The following is a 17,511-nucleotide window of genomic DNA, read 5'->3' as shown; positions in this document are numbered from 1 at the left end:
GCCAGCGACCTCGTGCTCAGGAGGTGAGCAGGTCCTCGACCCGGGGTCGCGTGGTCGCGCGGATCGGGCGGGCTGAGCACACGCCGATGAGCAGAGCCGCCGAGGCGAAGCCCGCGAGACTGAGGAAGCCGCCGTGGGAGCCCATGAGGTCGACCATCCTGCCGGTCACGAGGTTGGACACGGCCATCCCGATGACGAACATGGCGCCGAGCAGCGCCATGGCCTCGGTGAAGCGCGAGGCCGGCGTCATCCGGATGAGGAGCTGGTTGACGTTGACCACGGTGGGGGCCTGGGCCAGACCGGCCACGGCCAGGACGATCGCCGCGGCGCCCAGGGAGTCGACCCACAGCAGCATCGAGGACCCGGCGGCGACGACGACCATGCCCGCGTAGAAGCGCACCCACAGCGGTGAGCGCCATGCCCGTGCCCCGTAGCCCAGGGCCCCGAGCATCGAGGCCCCCGAGAAGCAGGCGATGACGGAGCCGGCGGTCCCAGGGCGCCCCAGCTCGGTGGCCAGGGCGACGATGGAGACGTTCGTGGCGGCGATGAAGGCCCCGTAGGCCACGGTGATAGTCAGCAGGGAGACGTAGCCGAGGGTGAGCATCCGCTCCCGAGCCTGCGGCGCACGGGTCTGGTCTGTCGCGTCACTGGTCTGGCCTGTCACGGCCTCTCCGGCCGGCCCCGCGTCCACGGCGTCGGTGCCCCGCTCGCCGCGGGCGGCCGACCGGGGCCCGTGCGGGCCTATGAGTCGCCACCCGGGCCTCCGTCCGGCCCGACCGGTGGCCGGCGGCTCGATGCTGGAGTCGAGGAGGAAGCCGATGACCGCCAGGACGATCGCCGTCACGGCGGCGGCCAGGGGAGCGAGCATCGCCACGCTCGTGGCCAGCACCGTGGCCAGCGGGTTGCCGATGACCCACATCATCTCCTCGAGGATGCTGGTCAGCGACAGCGCCGAGTTGAGCTGTCCCGGCTGGTCGGCCAGCACGTGCCGCCAGCGAGCGCGCAGCATCGAGGAGAAGGGCACCGAGGTGCCCAGGAGGACCCCCGCGGCGATGACGACCCCCGAGGGCAGCCGCCAGGCCAGCGCCACGCTCATGAAACCGATCGAGGCGATCCACAGCCCGGCGACCGGCAGCCCCACGCGCCGCTGGCCGTGGGCGTCGATGAGCCGGCCCACGATCGGCCCGGTCACCGCGGAGGTCAGCGCCATGACGGCCGAGACGGTTCCCGCCAGGGTGTAGGAGCCGTAGCCGTCGCGGATGCCGATGAGCAGGCCCATCCCCAGCAGCGGCAGCGGGAACTGTCCGACGACGCCGAAGACGGCGGACCGGGCGACGTGCGGCATACGCAGCAGCGAGGCGTAGACGCGCAGGCCGGACTCGGGCACGGCGGGCTCCTTTGCGACAGCGGGACGGGGCGACGGCCTACGCTAATCCGCGCCGCTGGTGGTGTCGCGGGGAGCCGAGGTGATCCGCGTCGCGTGGTGCCCGGGCGTGTCAGCCCTGGCCGCGCTTGACCGCCTCGAGCATGAGGGTGGCCACGTCCGTGACGCGCACGTCCCCGTCCTGGCCCGCCACGCCGTCGGAGAGCATCGTCGTGCAGAAGGGGCAGGCCGTGGCCACGATCTGGGCCCCCGTGCCCACCGCCTCGCGGGCGCGCTCGGCTGCGATGCGCGTGCCGATCGACTCCTCCATGAAGGCGCGCGCACCGCCTCCCCCGCAGCACAGGGCCCGCTCACGCGAGCGCGGCATCTCCAGGGCGGTGGCGCCGGTGGCCTCGAGCAGCTCGCGCGGGGCGGTGTAGACCTGGTTGTGGCGGCCCAGGTAGCAGGCGTCGTGGTAGGTGACGACCGGCGCCGCGGGAGCGGTTGCCCCTGCCGTGCCCGCTCCCTCCGGCTCCGGGGCACCCGGCCTACCCCCGGCTGCGCCCGCCCCCGCCCCGGGCGCGACGGGACGCAGGCGGCCCTCACGCACGAGGGCGTTGAGCAGCTGGGTGTGGTGGAGGACCTCGTAGCTCCCGCCGACCTGCGGGTACTCCCGCGCCAGGGTGTTGAAGCAGTGGGCGCAGGTCACGACGATCCGCCTGGCCCCGACCTCGTTGAGGGTCTCGACGTTCTGGGCGGCCAGGGTCTGGAAGAGGATCTCGTTGCCGGCGCGCCGGGCAGGGTCGCCGGTGCAGGTCTCGGCGTCGCCGAGCACCGCGAAGCTCACCCTGGCGATGTCGAGCAGCTCGGCCACGGCCCGGGTCGTCTTCTTGGCCCGGTCCTCGTAGGCGCCGGCGCAGCCGACCCACAGGAGGTAGTCGACCTCCTCGGCGGACTCGACGTCGACGCCGACGACCGGCACCTCGAAGCCCAGGCCCTTGGTCCACTCCATGCGCTTGCGCGCAGGCAGGCCCCACGGGTTGCCCTTGGACTCCATCTTGCGGAACATCTGGCCGAGCTCCTTGGGGAAGGCTGAGGCCATGAGGACCTGCTCCCGACGGATGTCGACGACCCGGTCGACGTGCTCGATGTCGACGGGGCACTGGTCGACGCAGGCCCCGCAGGTCGTGCACGACCACAGGACCTCGGGGGGGATGACCTCCCCGGCCAGCGGCGCCGGCCGCGTGGCGACCCCGGTGTCGCTGGGGGAGGCCTGGGCGGCCAGAAGCGCCCCGAGGACGTCCCCGCTGTGGGCGCTGCCGGGCACCTGACCCGCTGTGGCGCCCAGGGCGAGGCCGTCGCGCATCCCGACGAGCCTGCCCACGGGCCCGGCCGCGCGGCGGGCGGCCAGCTCCTCGTCGGTGATCTCCTCGGGGTCGGTGCCCAGCGCCCGGGCGGCGCGCAGGTAGGGGGCGGCCGCGGCGTGGTGGTCGCGCAGCGCCATGACGAGGAGCTTGGGGCTCAGGGGCTTGCCGGTGTTCCACGCCGGGCACAGGTCCTGGCAGCGGCCGCACTCGGTGCACGTGGAGAAGTCGAGCAGGCCCTTCCACGTGAAGTCCTCGATCCGGCCCGCCCCCAGGCGCAGCTCGGTGCCGCCCTCCTCGGCGGACTCCATGGCCGCCTCCAGGTCGTCGAGGGTCTGGGCCGTCAGCTCCGTGGGGCCCTGAGGGCCGTCGAAGACGAGGGGCTGGAGCGGGCCCAGGGCCTTGGAGCCGTCGGTCTCGCGGCGCGCGTACATCGTGACGAAGGCGAGGAAGCGGTGCCAGGCCACGCCCATGGAGGGCTGGAGGCCGACGACGACGAACCAGGACATCGAGATGAGGACCTTGATCGTGGCCACGACGGTGATCGCGATCGCCAGCGGCTGGGCACCCAGGGGCTCCAGGAGCGGCCCGGTCCAGGCCGTCAGCGGGAAGTGCGTCCAGCTGGCCAGCGCGCGCGCCGCGGGGTCGTCGGACACGGCGAGCTGTGCGTGCTCGAGCATCCGCAGCACGAGGACGCAGGCGACGACGCCGGTGACGACGCCCTCGACGAAGCGCGCCTGCCAGGCGGAGGAGCCGGAGAAGCGGGACGTGCGCGGGCGGCTCGGCCCCGACTCGGCATCGGGGAAGGGGGGCGCCGCGGCCCCGCCGCGCGTGAGGCGTCGACGCACGGCGACCAGCCCGATGATCCCCACCAGGCTCGCCCAGGCGATGACCTCGACGACCCACGCCCACCACGCCTGGTGGCCCAGCCACGGCAGCTCGAAGCGGGAGTCCCCCAGGACCTGCCCGTAGCCGGTGACCAGGGTGAGGAAGAGCAGCGGGAAGCTGACCATGACCAGCCAGTGGGCCGCGCGGATCCAGGGCCGGTTCCTGAAGGCGGAGTGGTTGAGGGCGGCCCACAGGGACAGCCAGGCGCGCCGCGCCACCGGGCGCACCCGCTCGGGCGCCGGCCGCCCCACCCGCATGCGGTTGACGATCGTGCAACAGGCGCGCGCGAAGACGGCCACGCCCACCACGGTGGCGAGCACGACGATGACGACGCAGACGGTGTGCACGATCGCAAGCGGGCTCATGGGAACCAGCCTAGTGGGCGGGTCGCGGGAGGGTCGGACCGCCGAGGAACAGCCCGTCCGTCGGGGTCGGGCCGTGGGGTCGGGCCGTGGGGTCGGACCGCTGAGGGTCAGGCGCCTCTGGGCGGGCTGGCGGTTCTCGATCGTGGTCACCGGTGACGCTGTCGGGTGAGCTGTCCGGTGGCGGGCTGAGAGGCCGAGGGGTGCGGGCAGTCCTGCTCCCCGGCGGCTCGTTGTCCCCTGCCCGCTCAGTCCTCGTCCTCGTGATCGGCGGACCGGCCGACGACCTGAAGGTCGATGTGCAGGCCCAACGGCGAGCCGTCGGCGTCGCGAGTCAGGACGACCGGGTAGAAGCCGTCGCCCCAGCCGGAGTGTGAGAGCACGACGTTCTCCCCGTTCTCGGCCAAGGGCATGACGATGTTGGCCGCGCCGGCGCGGAAGTGCTCGGTGCTGTCCATGAGCTCGAACCAGGAGTCGGGCTCACCGGAGTCGAAGAGCTCCTCGTACCAGTCGACGCCGTCCGACGGCATGGCGGTGGAGACTGCTTCGTGGTCGGCGAAACCGACCGTGCCCGCGTCGACCCCCACGCCGCCGTCGTCGCCGTTGACTGTCTCAGCCTCCTCCACGGAGGCCGCTTCGCCGTCGGCCAGGACGATGGACAGGTAGGCCTCGCGCAGATGCGAGCCGTCCTGCGCCGGTGAGACGTCGGCCACCGTGACCCGCACCGGGTAGTCGCCGGGCTCGACGGCGTAGACCGGCCCCTCGCCCAGCGTGACGAAGGGGTCGCAGGCCTCGACCCGTCCCGAGGGCACCCGCAGCACCCCCAGGTCGGTGACGTGAGCGCGACCGTCCCGGCGGCGAGGTCGTTGTCATCGAAGGGGCTGGGGACGGGGCCTGTGGTCAGGGCGTAGAACTCACGACTGCTCATGAGGGCGATGCTAGGCGGCCCCATGCGCGTCGGTCACGTGAGCCGAGGCCTCCGTCAGCGGCACCGAGCCTGTCCGCGGAGCACCAGGCCCTCGGCTCGGTGCTGATCCCCCGGGGTGCCAGCCGCCTGCGGGTGCCGTCCGCCTGAGGCGCACCCGGCCTCACACGTCCCAGGTACCCCACCCGAGGAAGGGCCGGACCGGCGTGCTCCGGCTGCGGTCCAGATCGGCCACCAGTCGCGACATCGACTCCTCGACCCGTGCCGGAAACGTGGTCCGCGGCCGCAGGTCCTGGCTGGCGCCGTCGGCGATCGACAGAAAGAACACCGCCTGCCTCCATGCGTAGGCGGCGTTCTTCATGCTCCTCAGCCGAGCGTACGAACGTGACTCGCCATGAGCTCGCGCCCGCCCGAGCAGCGTAGCGGTGCGCTCCGAGGCCCGCACCGCCAGCTCAGCCCATCCCGAGGCGGGCTCGACCCCGGCGATCACCATCGCGGCCAGGTTGTGGGTCGTCAGGATCTGCTGGCGCTCGATGATCGCCCCGGTGACCGCCGTCCCGGACAGACCCGAGCCGCCCGCCGAGCACATCGTGGTGAAGGCCGAGTCCGGACCGGCGTGGGTGACCGGCAGGGTGAGCACGGCGTCGTAGTCCAGTCCGTAGTAACGCTCGTAGAGCGTCCCCCGCAGCAGCCGCGCGGCCTCCTGCGCCGAGGCCACGAAGCGCGTGGAGAATCCGCCCATGAAGATGTCGGCCGCGAGCTCCTCGGTGAGCGTGGTCCGGATGCCACCGGCATCCCACAGCGTGCGCAGCTCGCTGATGAGGGCGTTGGGCAGGATGGTGCCGGGGAAGGCCTCGAGCGCCGTCGCCGCCACCTGCCGGCCCACCTCCGCGGCGTCACGGCTCGGGCTGGAGCGGCGCGCCGCGTCGGCCGCCTGGATCCACGGCAGCTCCTCGAAGCGGAACTGCGAGGCGTAGTCGAGCAGCAGAAGAGTCCGACGACGGCGGAAGGCGGCGTAGGTCGCCGCCACGGCCGCTCCCAGGGCCGGGTCCTCATAACCGGCAGCCAACCGGGCGGCGGTCACCTGAGGGACGAGCTCGGCGAGCACCTCCGCGGAGGGCACCGCCCCCTGCTCCACAAGCTGCGGCAGGGAGCCCGCGCGACCCATCTCGATCCGACGGCGCACGGCGGCGGGCAGCGGCGTCCCCGCGGCCGCGCCCTCGGTGGCCTCCTGCGGGCTGATCGGGCGGGTGGCGTTCTCGACGTCGTCGATCCCCTCCCGTGGCGGCAAGTCGTCAAGACGCCGTGCAGCGACCCGGGCGACGTCGCTGTGGCTGGCCCGACCGGCCACCCGTCGCTGCTCGCGGCGCAGCGCCTGGGCTGCCTCGTCGCCCGGCAGGCCGCGCTTGGCCTGGACGCAGCCCAGCACGTGCGCGACCCGGCGTCGCCAGGCTTCGTCGAGCTCGCCGGTCACCCCGGCGCGCAGCGCGGAGACGAGGATCGGCAGGTTCTCCTTGGGGTGGCGGTACTTGCGGCACAGCGTGCCCTGGAGGCAGGCGTCCTCGTAGGCGGCCAGCAGTCGGCGGGCCTCAGCGACGTCCTCGGCACTCCACGCCGTTGAGTGCCGGGTGGACCAGAAGGACACCACCTGGTCCGTCAGGGGCAGCCACAGTCCCAGCGCCTCGCGCTGCGCCTCGACGGCGGTGCTCGGGCGCATGCGCCGCAGGGAGTCGCTGACCTGCGCGGCGGAACGCCGGAAGCAGGTCTCGGGTGCGTGAGAGGCCGGGGGCGCGGGCGTGGGAGTCAGGCGCAGCCTGCCGGCGAGCGGGCTGATCTCCGACAGGGCGGTCAGTGCCGCGTGCTCGTGACCCGCGCGCAGCAGGGCCGCGGCAAGAAGCACGGCTCCGTCCTCGGGAATCTCGACGATGTAGGCCCGTTCGTCGAGCATCGCCCCGAGCTCGGCCATGCCCTCGTCGGTGAGCCAGGAGACCAGCAGGGCCTCGCGGGTGGCAGGCAGCCCGAGGCGCTCCAGGCGCCGGGTCTCCTCCTCGGACAGGGGAACCTCGGCCAGGGCCCGGCCGGTGGCGAATCCCCCGCGAAGTACCTCCGGCGTCACCCAGACCGGCAGGCCCTTCACTGGGGATCGCGAGCCGACCCGGACCTTGCCGCGCGCGATCGCGGCCAGCGCCCGCGCCCACCTCATGGCGCGGCGCGCCCCCCGGGTGCGCTCGTCGGGGTCCGGGGAGGTGGCTGCGGTGTGCAGTGCCAAGCGAAACTGGTTGAAGGCGTAGGGGTACTCCATGGTGCTCCTCCGTGCGCATGGCGCGCGCCTTGGCCGGCGTGGCAGGTGCTGCCCCTGCTCCCTCCGGGTAAGAAGCCCGGTGTTCTTCTGGTGAACTACACGCCGCAGTCGTACAGACCGCATCACGCTACCACCACTGAGCCGGCCTCTTGTCGCACCTGGTGCGTGGAACGGGGGCGCAGAAGAAGGGGGCGGCGCCCATTCGCGCGCAGGGTGAGGCGGACGTGCTCCGTGGACCTGCTCATCCGTGGGGCAAGGAGCGCGCTGGATCAGGGGGCGATGAGGCACCGAGAGGTGATTGACACATAAAATACCTCCGTCGCCGATGCGAATCGTTGAGATCCCGGCGCCTCAGGATCCTTCGCGGCGCCTGAGCGTGGCTGACATGTGCAAGGAGCCCTGCGATGCACATATCAAGGCGCTCTCGCATGCCGGGCCTCGGGCTGGTAGGCGAGGTTTCCGCAGGATTCAGCCGTTTCCGCCAGGTGACTCGACCGCCGGATGCGCATGTTATGTGCATCACAACCTGGCGGACCTGTGATGACGGGTGGTCAGCAGGTCATGAGGAGGCCGTGCGGCAGTCGAACCGGCGTCGCAGGACCTCGCCGGCTGGAGCGGCTGGCAGGAGCGGCCGGCAGGAAGGGCAGGCTGGAGCGGCCGGTCGAGACGGCCGGCCGGAGCGGTTAGGCCTCGATAGTCGTGCGCGGCCCGAACCGGGCGCTCACCGCACTGCGGTCGTACCAGACCGCGGCCTGGCGCAGCGCGAGCTCGCGGGTCAGCGACACCAGGGCGCCGGAGACGACCGCGAAGACGACCACCTCGGCCAGCCCCGCGGTGAGCAGCTCGTCCTGGTCCTTGGGCGCGGCCCGGCCGGTGACCGCCCTCCACCCGGTCGACACGATCTTGTTGGCCACGAAGCCGGCGGCGACCATGGTCAGCGCCGAGGTGGCGGTCCAGGCGAGGTCCTTGGTGGGCATGGCATCTCCGATCCTGTTGGGCGCCGGCCGTCCGGCCGGGCGGCGTCACGCGTACGGCACGATCATGCACCACCGCCCGGCCCGTCTCCTCCGCCCGCGCACTGAGGAGGGGGCCCGGGCGGGTCGAGCGGCCGGGGCTCCGGGCCGGACGGGGGACCGATCCGGGTAGCGAGCCGGGCAGTGCAGCGAGCCGGGCGTGTGCGGACGGGGCGGGCGGCCGGCGGAGGGCTCGGGGCCGCAGGACTACACTGGCGGCACACGACAGGGGAGCGCCACGATCCGGGCCGTCTGGGCGGCTCGGGGCCGGCGCTGAGAGTGCGGACCACCGCAGACCCTCGAACCTGATCCGGTTCGTACCGGCGAAGGAAGTCGAGATCTCCCCGGGCGCGCCCGGGCCCTCCCGGCACTCAACCAGGAGGACACATGACCACCATCTCCCGCCGCGCCCTGCTCGCCGGCGCCGGGACCACCGCCCTGGGCCTGGGGCTGGCCGCCTGCGGCTCCTCGGGCTCCTCGCAGGACACCGTCACCGTCGTCACCCACGACTCCTTCACCCTGCCCGACGAGCTCGTCGCCGCCTTCGAGAAGGACACCGGCCAGACCCTGTCCATCGTCGCCTCTGGGGACGGCGGTGAGCTCGTCAACAAGCTCGTCCTCACCAAGGACGCGCCCCTGGGCGACGCCGTCTTCGGGGTCGACAACTCCTTCGCCTCGCGCGTCCTGACCGAGGGCGTCATCGACCTGTCGACGGAGATCACCCTGCCCGAGGGCGCCGACCAGTACGTCGTCGACGGCTCCCCCGCCCTCGCGCCGATCGACTTCGGCGAGGTGTGCGTCAACGTCGACACCGCCTGGTTCTCGGTGTCCGGCCTGACCCCGCCGGCAAGCTTCGAGGACCTCCTCAAGCCCGAGTACAAGAACTTCTTCGTGGCCATCAACCCGACCACCTCCTCGACCGGCATGGCCTTCCTCCTGGCCACCGTCGGGCACTTCGGGGTGGCGGGCTTCGCCGACTACTGGAAGGGGCTCGTGGCCAACGGGACCCGCATCGACGAGGGCTGGTCGGACGCCTACTACACCGACTTCACCGCCGGTGGCGAGGGCGGCGCCTACCCGATCGTCGTGTCCTACTCGTCCTCCCCGGCCGCCACCCTCACCGAGGACGGCACGGCCTCGACCACCGCCGCCCTGCACGCCACGGCCACCCGGCAGGTCGAGTACGCCGGGGTCCTCGCAGGCGCAGCCAACCCCGAGGGCGCCAAGACCTTCGTGGAGTGGATGCTCTCGACGCCGGTGCAGGCCGCCATCCCGGAGAGCATGTACATGTACCCCGTCAACCCCGAGGCGCAGGTGCCTGAGGAGCTCCAGCGCTTCGGCGCCCCCTCGGAGTCGCCGATCGTCGTCGACGCCGCCGCGATCGCCGCCAACCGGGAGTCGTGGCTGGCGACCTGGACCGAGGCCGTCGGGGCGTGAGCGCCCCCGGCGCCCCCGGACCGTCGCGGGCCCGGGGCAGGCCCGCCGGCCCCCGCCCCTCAACGGGCCAGCGGGTCGGCTGGGTGCTGGCCGCGGGGGTCCCGCTCGTCTTCCTCGCCGTCCTGTTCGCCTGGCCGGTCACGACCCTCGTCCTGCGGGGCCTGGCCCCGGACGGCGCCATCGACCTGTCCGGCGCGGCCGAGGTTATGGCCCGGCCCCGGACCTGGCGGGCCGTGCGCCAGACCCTCCTCCAGGCCACGGCGGGCACCGCGGTGTGCCTCCTGCTGGGCGTGCCCGGCGCGGCCGTCCTCTACCGGCGCCGCTTCCCAGGTCGCAACCTGCTGCGGGCTGTGGTCATCGTGCCCTTCGTCCTGCCCAGCGTCGTCGTCGGCCTGGCCTTCCACGCCCTGGTCACCACCGGCGGGCCCCTGGGGGGCAGCGTCCTGGGCCTGCGCCTCGACGGATCCACGGCACTGGTCGTGGCGGCCCTGGTCTTCTTCAACTACGGGCTCGTCGTGCGCACCGTCGGCACGATGTGGTCCCGGCTCGACCCGCGAGCCGTCGAGGCCGCCCGGGCCCTGGGCGCCTCGCCGTGGCGGGCCTTCCGCACCGTCACCCTGCCCAGCCTCCTGCCGACCATCGCCTCGGCGGGGGCGCTCACCTTCCTGTTCTGCGCCACCGCCTACGGGGTGGTCCTCGTCCTGGGCGGCACGGGGGCGGGCACCATCGAGACCGAGATCTACACCCTGACCGCCCAGTACCTCGACCTGCGGGCCGCGGCGGTCCTCAGCCTCGTCCAGCTCCTCGTCGTCGCCGCGGGCCTGTGGGCCACCGAGCGTGCCAGGCGCGCGGGGCAGGCGCACCTCAACCTGCGTGTCGACGTGCCCGCCACGCCCCTGCGGCGCGGCGACCTTCCCGCCCTGGCCCTGACCCTGGCCACCGTCGCCGTCCTCCTCATCGGACCGGTGGCCGTCCTCGTGGCCCGCTCGCTGCGCAGGGCCGGCACGTGGACGATCGCCAACTACACCGACCTGTCGACCACCGGCGGACGCAACGCCCTGGTCGTCACCGTCTGGGAGGCCGCCGCGAACTCCCTGCGCGTGGCCCTGGCTGCGGCCGTCATCTCCCTGGTGGTCGGCGGCGCGGTCAGCCTCGTCGTCTCCCGGTCGCCGCGCTCGCGGACGGCTGCCCGCGGCCTGGCGCTGGTCGACTCGGTGTTCATGCTCCCGCTGGGGGTCTCAGCGGTGACGGTCGGCTTCGGCTTCCTCATCACGCTCACCCGCCCCCCGCTGGCGCTGACCAGGTCGTGGTGGATCCTGCCGCTCGCCCAGGCGGTCGTCGCGGTGCCGCTGGTCGTGCGCACCCTCCTGCCCGCCCTGCGCGCCATCGACCCGCGCCAGCGGGAGGTCGCCGCGGCCCTGGGGGCGGGGCCGGGCAGGGTCCTGGCCACCGTCGACGGGCCCCACCTCCTGCGCGCCGGAGGGCTGGCCGCGGGCCTCGCCCTGGCCACGAGCCTGGGGGAGTTCGGGGCGACGTCCTTCCTGGCCCGCCCCCAGACGCCGACCCTGCCGGTCGTCGTCTACCGCCTCATCGGCTCACCCGGCGCGCAGAACCAGGGCATGGGGCTGGCGGCCGGCGTCGTCCTGGCTCTCGGCGCCGCGGGGATCATGCTCGCCTGCGAGTGGTTGCAGACGGCGTGGAACCGGCCGGCAGGGCCGCTCGGCCCGAGGGATGAGGAGGATCGATGAGCACGGGACTGAGCCTGCGGGGCCTGACGGTGGTCTACCCCGGCACGACGGCGGTCCAGGACGTCGACCTCGACCTGGCCGACGGTGAGGTCCTCGCCCTCCTGGGCGCCTCGGGCTCGGGCAAGTCCTCGCTGCTGCGCGCCGTCGCCGGCCTCGAGGACGTCGCCTCGGGCCAGGTGCGCTGGGACGGGCGGGACGTCGTCACGGTCCCGGTCCACCGGCGCGGCTTCGGCCTCATGTTCCAGGACGGCCAGCTCTTCCCGTTCCGTGACGTGGGGGGCAATGTCGCCTACGGCCTGGCGGGCACCCCCCGGTCCTCCCGGGAGGCGGTGGTCAGGCGGATGCTCCACCTCGTCGGGCTGCCGGGCTTCGAGCGGCGCGCGGTCTCGACCCTGTCGGGGGGGCAGGCTCAACGGGTGGCCCTGGCCCGGGCGCTGGCCCCCCGCCCCCGCCTGCTCCTGCTCGACGAGCCCCTGAGCGCCCTCGACCGGGCGCTGCGTGAACAGCTGGCCACTGACGTGCGCACCATCCTGCGCGAGCAGGGCACGACCGCCCTCTACGTCACCCACGACCAGGACGAGGCGATGACGGTCGCCGACAGGGTCGGGATCATGGAGGGCGGACGGCTCGTGCGCGTCGACACCCCCGAGGGCCTGTGGTCCGACCCCGGCAGCGCCTTCGTGGCGCGCTTCCTCGGCTTCGGGCCGCTGCTCGCGCGCGAGGAGGTCGTGGCCCTCGGCTGGGGACAGGCGTGGGCCAGGGCGGCGGGTCGTGCCGCAGCCGGGCCCGGGGGCCGTCCTGGTGGGCCCGCGGCAGCCGGGCTCGGGGGTCGTCCTGGTGGGCCTGCGGCGGCCGGAACCGGGGGGAGCCCCGAGGGGAGCGCCCTGCTGGCCCTGGCCCCCGGGGCTCTCAGTGCCCTCGCCCCCGGGTCTCGGCCGGACCTGCCCCGGGCGCGCGTGACCGGTGTGCGGCTGCGCCGCGGGGACAGGCTCGTCGAGGTCGACCTGCCGGGTCCGGGGGCCACCGCGGTGAGCTCGGCCGCAGCCGCGACGGGCTCCGGGGGGCCCGCGGGCAGCGCGGAACCCGAGGCCGCGACAGCCCCCGCAACCCCCACTGCAGCCGCGACGGGTGTCGCGGGTGCGCCCGCCTCCCGGACCGCGACAGCCGTCCTGGCGGCGTCGGCCGGTGCTGTGGAGCCGGGGGACCAGGTCGCCCTGCTCCTCGACGCCGACCGCACGGCCCTCGTGCGCTCTGACCCGTGACCCGATCCACGATGGCGGGGCGCGGTGCGTAGGACCTTAGGATCCACGCGGTCGGGGCCCCGTGATGGGGAGCCCTCCCCGTCGAGCGCTCCCCGTCCGACGTGGACCCTGAGCCGCGGACATGTGAGGATCTGCCCGGTCCCTGCTGTGCGAGCGGGCCGCGACACCACCATCCACGGAGAGAGGGCGAGCAATGAGTGCGCCGACTGACGTCACCACATCCCGGGTCGCGACCTGGTTCCACTCCCAGGGCATGAGGCACGTGGTCGGCGACGGTGCGGTGCGGGTCAGCCTGGAGGGCTTCGACCTCGTCGTCGAGTGCCGGGCGCCCGACCTCCTCGTCGCGACGGCGACATGGAGGGGCCTGGTGCCCGGCGCCCAGGAGGACAGCGTCCGCGCCCACGTCGACGCCCACAACGGCACGAGGCTCGGCCCCAGCGCCGTCCTGCGCGGCCAGGGCCAGGAGCTGCGCCTCGTGGCCCGCTCCGGTGCCTTCATCACCCACGGCATGACCGACGCCCAGCTGCGCAGCGCCCTGGGTGTCGCCGTGGAGACCCTCGTCGTCTTCTTCGACGACGTCGCGGCGCGCTTCCCCTCGCTCGTCACCTGGCCGGTCGTTGAGCGGCCCGAGCGGGAGGAGTCGACCACGGTGCCCTTCGGTAACCGGGACGCCACCCCGCCCGTGACGCTCGCGCGCGTCATGTCCTGGTTCGAGAGCAGCGGCCTGGCCTACGACCTCGACGGCGAGGACGGCACGGTCGACTCGGTGCTGGACAGCCAGGGCACCGGCTACGAGTACGCCGTGGCGATCCCCGGACGCGAGCGCCTGCACCTGCGGGGCGTGCACTGGGCCGGGCTCCCGTCCGACGAGGAGACCTCCGCCCGCGTGCGGGGCGTGCTCAACGGCATGAACGACGCCGTCGTCTTCCCGACCCTGAGCACCTTCACCGACGACGACGGCCTGCACGTGCGCGCCGACATCGTCCTCGACGTCTACGAGGGGATGAGCCAGGCCCAGCTCGACCAGGCGCTGGGCACCGGAGCCGCCTTCATCCGCGGGGCTCTCGACCACGCCGCCGGCGTTCTCGCCCCGGCCCCGGAGGACGTCTCCGGGCAGTGAGTCCCGGCCCTCCGGGGGTGGGCCTCGGTCGGACTGAGGCTGCTTCTCTGGTGGTGGCGCTGTCCCGGCCCTCCGGGGGTGGGGCTCGGTCTTCGGGCCCGAGGCGGGGCGCAGGTCTGGCGACATCGCACCGCCGCCGGGCCTCGCCCCCGCCGTCGACCGGTCATGTGACTCTCGACCGGTCATGTGACTTTCGACCGGGCGATTGCGGTGACATAGGCGGTCGACTTTTACATGACCGGTCGAGGGACGGTCGACCGGTCGAGGTCGGGGCGTGTCGACCACGAGCGGCACGTGCCAGGCGCCGCCCGGTTCACGGCCGGCGGACAGATTGACGACGCGTGACGCCGAGTGCCCGTTGCACCGGCCGGGGCTGGGCTGGTGAGACTGGGTCTGGGTTGGTGGGACCGGGGCTTTGCGTTGATGTCGGGGTTCTCCTCCCCGGTCTCGCCGCAAAGCCCCGGTCCCGTGTACGAAGCCCCGGTTCCACGTGCCCGCGTGTGCTGCCAGCTCCACGTGCTCGCGCCGGGGGACGCGCGCGCCGGGGGGCGCGCCCAGGACAGCGCGCCCAGGGGAGAGGACTGCCGGGGACGGTCGCCCCGGGGCGAAGGGGGATCCCCAGGTGGGATGCCGCCGTCAGGATGCCCGGACGACGGTCTGACCGGGGCGGAGGGGAGCCCGCCGGAGGGCTGCTCGCACCGCGTGCTTCCGGTGGTACGCGGGGCGCGGGCGCGAGCCGGACCGTCCATGGGGACCGCTCCCCAGGTCGAGCGCCCCATTCCGTTATGTCGACGGGCGCGCCATGTGTCAGCATCGTCCGGGCGGTGAGACAGCCGCACGCCGCCGGGTGGCGAACGACCTCCGGCCGGCGGCGAGGACGAGAGGAGACGCGATGAGCGCACAGCCGAAGGTCACGATCGCCAGGGTGGAGGCCTGGCTCAAGAGCGAGGACCTCAACTACGAGCTCGATGAGGACGGCGACGTCCTGACCGGCTTCGAGAACTGCATGGTGAGCATCATCGACCGCGGGGGCGACTTCCTGTCCGTCGCCACGACCTGGCGGGGGGAGCTGGGTGAGGTCGAGGAGGCCGCCCTGCGCGTCGAGGTCGACGAGCACAACCACAGCAAGTACGGGCCGCGTGCGGCGGTGCGGGCGACCGACGATGGCGCCGTGCTCAGCGCGGACATGAGCGTCGTGACCACCGAGGGCATGAGCGACGCCCAGCTGGCGGACTTCCTGGGCACCGCCTTCGCCACGGTGCTCAGCTTCTATGCAGAGGTCGAGGAGAACTACCCGGCCCTGGTCACCTGGACGGAGGAGGACTGACATGGCGTGGTGGAACAAGCCCGCAGCGGGGCAGACCCCGAAGGTCACCGTGGACCGCATCGCGGCGTGGTTCGACAAGAACGACCTCAACTACGACCGGCACGAGTCCGGTGAGGCGATCATCAGCGGCTTCGGCGAGTACGGCTACGTCGTCGCCATCCCGGAGACGACGATGCTCCAGGTCCACGCCCGCTTCTACACGAACCTGGCCGTCGACGACGCCTCCCGCGCCCAGCTGCGCGAGCTCCTCGGCGAGTTCAACACCTCGCAGGTCATGCCGACCCTGAGCACCTTCGTCGACGAGGACGGCGCCCAGGTCTCGGCCGACGTCGTGGCCTCGATCACCGAGGGCCTCAACGACGAGCAGCTCGACGACCTCCTCGACACGGCGGCGCACGTCGTGCTGCGCACCTTCGAGGAGATCGGCGAGGCCCTGGGCATCGAGCCGGCCAGCGACGAGGACGACGAGTGATGGGCGGCGCGACCCCGTGAGCACTGACGCCCCGTCGCCGGGACAGTCGGCATTCCAGGTCGACCTGCGAGGCATGGTCGACCTGCTGTCCCGGCACCTCTACTCCGGTCCTCGCGTCTACGTGCGAGAGCTGCTGCAGAACGCCGTCGACGCCGTCGCGGCCCGCCAGGCGATCGAGCCGGGCTGCGCGCGGCGGGTCGTCCTCACCGTGGGGGAGGGCACCCTGTCCTGCCGTGACACCGGCATCGGCTTGACCCTGGCGGAGGCCTCCAGCCTCCTGTCGACCATCGGCGCCTCCTCCAAGCGCGACGAGCTCGGGCTGGCCCGCGGGGACTACCTGGGCCAGTTCGGCATCGGGCTCCTGTCGTGCTTCATGGTCAGCCCCGAGATCGTCGTGCGCTCCCTGTCGGCGCGGCCCGGCGCCTCGTCGACGACGGCGAGCTGGGTGGGCCGCACGGACGGGACCTACTCGGTCGAGCCCGTCTCCGAGCCCGGGCGCGCCCTGAGCGAGCCTGGCACGGTCATCGAGCTGCGCTCCCTGCCGGGGGAGGCCTGGCTCCAGGCCGACACCGTGCGCTCCCTGGTCGACGAGTTCGGCTCGCTGCTGCCGATCGACGTCGAGGTGCGTGCGGCCGACGGCGTGACCTACCACGGCGGCGCCTCGGGTCCGTGGGAGATGAGCCGCCACGAGGCGCGCGACTGGTGCGTCGAGGAGCTGGGGACCCAGCCCTTCGACCTCATCGACCTCGCGGTCCCCGTCTCCGGTCTCCAGGGGGTGGCCGTCGTCGTCGCCCAGGCCCACCCCACGGCAACCGCCCACCACACCGCCTACGTCAAGCGGATGCTCGTGTCCCGGTCGGCCGAGGACCTGGCCCCGCCGTGGGCCTACTTCGTGCGGGTCGTGGCCAACTCCGACCACCTGCGCCTGACCGCCTCGCGCGAGCAGCTCATGGACGACGACCTGCTGGAGTCCACCCGGGAGGCCGTGGGCGACGCGGTGCGGTCCTGGCTCGAGCGCACCGCCCGCCTGGCCCCGGCGCGCTTCGCCGAGTTCGTGGCGGCCCACGCCGTCGGCCTGCGCTCGGTCGCCCTGGCCGACGAGCAGATGCTCGGCCTGGTCGTGCGCCACCTGCCGGTGGAGACCACCGAGGGCGGGCGCACCCTCACCGAGCTGGCGGAGATGGCCGCCCAGGGGCGCACCGTGCGCTACACCCGCACGGTCGACCAGTACAGGGCCCTGGCCGACGTCGCCTCCTCCCAGGGCCTGGTCCTGGTCAACGCCGGCTACTCCTTCGAGGAGGAGGTCCTCGGCGCCTTCCTGGCCCGTCCCGACCTGGCCGGGGCCGACCCCGGGATCAGCCTGGTCGACCCCGGGGAGCTGCTCGAGGCCTTCACGCCCTGCTCCCCGGCCGAGGAGGCCGAGGCCGTCGACCTGCTCATGGTGGCGGCCGCCGCCATCGACTCCGAGGACTGCGAGGTCGTGCTGCGGCGCTTCGAGCCGGCCACCCTGCCCGCCCTCTACCTGCCCGACCCGGACCTGGCGGGCCGGGTCGCCGCCCGCAGCTCGCGCAAGGCGGCCTCCGGGGTGTGGGCCGAGGTCCTGGGGGTGACCGACCCCTTCGCCACCTCGAGCGTGCCGCGCCTCGTCCTCAACCGCACGAGCTCGCTCGTGGCCCGCCTCGTGGTCACCGCCGCGAAGACCGGCAGCGCCGGGGCGGCGCCTGATGACACTGTCGTCCAGGTGCTGCGCGGCCTGTACATCCAGTGCCTCCTGGCCGGGCGACAGCCCCTGGGCCCCAAGGAACGGGCCTGGGCCAGCCAGGCGCTCACCTCCCTGCTCGACGCCTCCCTTCCGCCCCTGAGCGGCTCCCGTCCCGGCACGTGACCGCGCAGCGCGCGAGCACAGGCCCCCACCTCGACGAATCCAT

Annotated in this window: 12 protein-coding genes, 1 tRNA gene and 1 riboswitch; of the genes, 7 read left to right on the top strand and 6 right to left on the bottom strand. The window is 73.5% G+C overall.

Going from position 1 to position 17,511, the window contains the following annotated elements; all coding sequences use genetic code 11:
* Window positions 1–16: 16 nt before the first annotated feature.
* The 6 genes from EL245_RS07585 to EL245_RS07565 all read right to left on the bottom strand — a co-directional run bounded on the left by EL245_RS07585 (window position 17) and on the right by EL245_RS07565 (window position 8,181).
* On the bottom strand, window positions 17–1,387 hold the full coding sequence (locus EL245_RS07585; RefSeq protein WP_126382593.1) for an MFS transporter: 1,371 nt from the start codon (window positions 1,385–1,387) through the stop codon (window positions 17–19).
* Window positions 1,388–1,496: 109 nt separating this feature from the next.
* Complete coding sequence (locus EL245_RS07580; RefSeq protein ID WP_126382592.1) at window positions 1,497–3,980, bottom strand: (Fe-S)-binding protein; 2,484 nt, start codon at window positions 3,978–3,980, stop codon at window positions 1,497–1,499.
* A 245-nt stretch (window positions 3,981–4,225) separates the two neighbouring features.
* Complete coding sequence (locus EL245_RS07575; protein WP_161512758.1) at window positions 4,226–4,798, bottom strand: DUF4241 domain-containing protein; 573 nt, start codon at window positions 4,796–4,798, stop codon at window positions 4,226–4,228.
* 267 nt (window positions 4,799–5,065) lie between these two features.
* On the bottom strand, window positions 5,066–7,204 hold the full coding sequence (locus EL245_RS07570; RefSeq protein WP_126382590.1) for a hypothetical protein: 2,139 nt from the start codon (window positions 7,202–7,204) through the stop codon (window positions 5,066–5,068).
* Window positions 7,205–7,234: 30 nt separating this feature from the next.
* A tRNA-Arg gene (locus EL245_RS13225) sits at window positions 7,235–7,309 on the bottom strand.
* 578 nt (window positions 7,310–7,887) lie between these two features.
* Complete coding sequence (locus EL245_RS07565) at window positions 7,888–8,181, bottom strand: DUF4235 domain-containing protein (protein WP_126382589.1); 294 nt, start codon at window positions 8,179–8,181, stop codon at window positions 7,888–7,890.
* Between the two features lie 253 nt (window positions 8,182–8,434).
* Window positions 8,435–8,566, top strand: a riboswitch (TPP riboswitch).
* A gap of 38 nt (window positions 8,567–8,604) precedes the next feature.
* Here EL245_RS07565 and EL245_RS07560 point away from each other — a divergent pair.
* From EL245_RS07560 to EL245_RS07530, 7 genes are all read left to right on the top strand, one after another.
* The gene (locus tag EL245_RS07560) at window positions 8,605–9,654 is read left to right on the top strand and encodes a thiamine ABC transporter substrate-binding protein (protein WP_126382588.1); all 1,050 of its coding nucleotides are present in this window, start codon (window positions 8,605–8,607) and stop codon (window positions 9,652–9,654) included.
* Entirely contained in the window at window positions 9,651–11,402 is a 1,752-nt protein-coding gene (locus EL245_RS07555) for an ABC transporter permease (RefSeq protein ID WP_232009656.1), read from the top strand. The genes EL245_RS07560 and EL245_RS07555 overlap by 4 nt, the downstream gene beginning before the upstream one ends.
* Window positions 11,399–12,664, top strand: a complete 1,266-nt coding sequence (locus tag EL245_RS07550) for an ABC transporter ATP-binding protein (protein ID WP_126382587.1) — start codon at window positions 11,399–11,401, stop codon at window positions 12,662–12,664. Before EL245_RS07555 ends, EL245_RS07550 begins: the two co-directional genes overlap by 4 nt.
* Before the next feature lie 193 nt (window positions 12,665–12,857).
* On the top strand, window positions 12,858–13,784 hold the full coding sequence (locus EL245_RS07545; RefSeq protein ID WP_126382586.1) for a YbjN domain-containing protein: 927 nt from the start codon (window positions 12,858–12,860) through the stop codon (window positions 13,782–13,784).
* 892 nt (window positions 13,785–14,676) lie between these two features.
* Window positions 14,677–15,111 (top strand): type III secretion system chaperone family protein, encoded by a 435-nt coding sequence (locus EL245_RS07540; RefSeq protein ID WP_126382585.1) that lies wholly within the window; start codon window positions 14,677–14,679, stop codon window positions 15,109–15,111.
* 1 nt (window position 15,112) lies between these two features.
* On the top strand, window positions 15,113–15,583 hold the full coding sequence (locus tag EL245_RS07535; RefSeq protein ID WP_126382584.1) for a type III secretion system chaperone family protein: 471 nt from the start codon (window positions 15,113–15,115) through the stop codon (window positions 15,581–15,583).
* 16 nt (window positions 15,584–15,599) lie between these two features.
* Window positions 15,600–17,468: an HSP90 family protein gene (locus EL245_RS07530; protein ID WP_269471388.1), complete on the top strand. Its 1,869-nt coding sequence runs from the start codon at window positions 15,600–15,602 to the stop codon at window positions 17,466–17,468.
* Window positions 17,469–17,511: the final 43 nt, after the last annotated feature.

The organism is Actinomyces howellii (assembly GCF_900637165.1).
In the GTDB taxonomy this organism is placed as follows: Bacteria; Actinomycetota; Actinomycetes; order Actinomycetales; family Actinomycetaceae; genus Actinomyces; species Actinomyces howellii.
This window is presented reverse-complemented; position numbering and strand designations above follow the sequence as displayed.

What these genes read in the sequence shown, in the direction of transcription:
- EL245_RS07580 (WP_126382592.1), bottom strand. Translation starts at nt 3,980, where the DNA reads ATGAGCCCGCTTGCGATCGTGCACACCGTCTGCGTCGTCATCGTCGTG.
- EL245_RS07570 (WP_126382590.1), bottom strand. Translation starts at nt 7,204, where the DNA reads ATGGAGTACCCCTACGCCTTCAACCAGTTTCGCTTGGCACTGCACACC.
- EL245_RS07565 (WP_126382589.1), bottom strand. Translation starts at nt 8,181, where the DNA reads ATGCCCACCAAGGACCTCGCCTGGACCGCCACCTCGGCGCTGACCATG.
- EL245_RS07560 (WP_126382588.1), top strand. Translation starts at nt 8,605, where the DNA reads ATGACCACCATCTCCCGCCGCGCCCTGCTCGCCGGCGCCGGGACCACC.
- EL245_RS07550 (WP_126382587.1), top strand. Translation starts at nt 11,399, where the DNA reads ATGAGCACGGGACTGAGCCTGCGGGGCCTGACGGTGGTCTACCCCGGC.
- EL245_RS07545 (WP_126382586.1), top strand. Translation starts at nt 12,858, where the DNA reads ATGAGTGCGCCGACTGACGTCACCACATCCCGGGTCGCGACCTGGTTC.
- EL245_RS07540 (WP_126382585.1), top strand. Translation starts at nt 14,677, where the DNA reads ATGAGCGCACAGCCGAAGGTCACGATCGCCAGGGTGGAGGCCTGGCTC.
- EL245_RS07535 (WP_126382584.1), top strand. Translation starts at nt 15,113, where the DNA reads ATGGCGTGGTGGAACAAGCCCGCAGCGGGGCAGACCCCGAAGGTCACC.